Origin of the sequence: Kitasatospora sp. NPDC097691, assembly GCF_040302665.1 — a bacterium.
GTDB lineage: Bacteria > Actinomycetota > Actinomycetes > Streptomycetales > Streptomycetaceae > Kitasatospora.
The window spans coordinates 1-1,137 of the sequence record NZ_JBEORY010000144.1; the positions used below are offsets into that span (position 1 = coordinate 1).

Consider the following 1,137-nt stretch of genomic DNA (forward strand, 5'->3'; position numbering starts at 1 on the left):
GCCCGGTGGTGGCCGGCCGGTCCAGGCTGGTTCCCCGGAACCAGGGCCGGCTGGTCACAGGCCGTCTGCACGGCCCCGTAAACTGTTCGCCCTCGTAGGCGACGAGAAGCTTCGTACCGTCGCTCGTGAACACGATTTGGTCCGGCCCGACGCCGACAGTCACCGACTTGAGCAGGGTGCCGGCTCCGTCGAACAGGGCGACGCGGCCAGGCTGGTCGCCGGCGGCATTGGCGTAGGCTACAGCGATGAGACCGTTGGAGACCGCTACCGAGTTCACCGAGCCGTACTGGTCGAGACCGGCAAGCCGGATCTCGCCGGACTTCGTCATCGCCCCATCGGCGCCGATGGCGACGATCTCGATCCGGTTCTCGTTGGTGTTCTGGATGTAGAGGCTGCCGGTGGTCCGATCGTAGGCCACTACTTCAGCATTGGCCGTGGCGCTGGTCGCCGGGTCGTTGGTGGTGGCGTAGCTGCCCAGGCGTACGAGCTGAAGGGCGCCGGTGGGTGACGGGGGAGTCGTCGCGGTCGCCCCCTGGAAGCCCTGGAGCGAGGCCGCCGGATCGAACACCGCGACGCCGTTGATCACGGTGGCGGCATCGTCGTTGACGATGGTTCCGACCGCCGCGCCATCGGCGACGGTGGCGCCGACGACGTTGGTCACCCGCAGCGCGAAGGTCTCGCCGGCCTCGAAAAGCCGGTCTCCGATCACCGGCACGGTGATCGTGGTGGACGTGGCACCGGCCGCGATGGTCTGTCCTGTCAGGGCCGTGGCGACGTAGTCGGAGCCGGCTTGGGCGCTGCCATCGGCGGTGGCGAGGTCGAAGGTCACGCCGCCGGCCGGGGCGGGGGCGCTAAGGGACACCGTGAAGGTCAGGTCGGTCGTGCCCGTCTGGCCCTCGATCACTTGCGCATCGGCGATCGACAGGGCCGGCTGGGTGAGGGCCGCGCTCTGGCTCGAGACCGCGATGTCGTCGATACCGATCCACTCATCGTTGCCGGCTGCGTTGGCCGTAAGGATGCGGACCTGGAGACCTGGGGCGCCGTCGGCATCCGCCGGAAGGGTGACACTGACGGGCGTCACCTGCGTGGCGCTGCCCGAGGTGGTGGCGTCGGTCACGAAGGCGGCCGGCAGGTTTT

The 1,137-nt window shown here is 69.1% G+C and carries 1 protein-coding gene; it reads right to left on the reverse strand.

Annotated features, from left to right (window positions below; all coding sequences use genetic code 11):
• The coding region (locus tag ABTY56_RS38725) for a choice-of-anchor I domain-containing protein (protein ID WP_350634391.1) at window positions 1-1,117 on the reverse strand (1,117 nt) is incomplete at its 3' end.
• Between the last annotated feature and the right edge of the window lie 20 nt (window positions 1,118-1,137).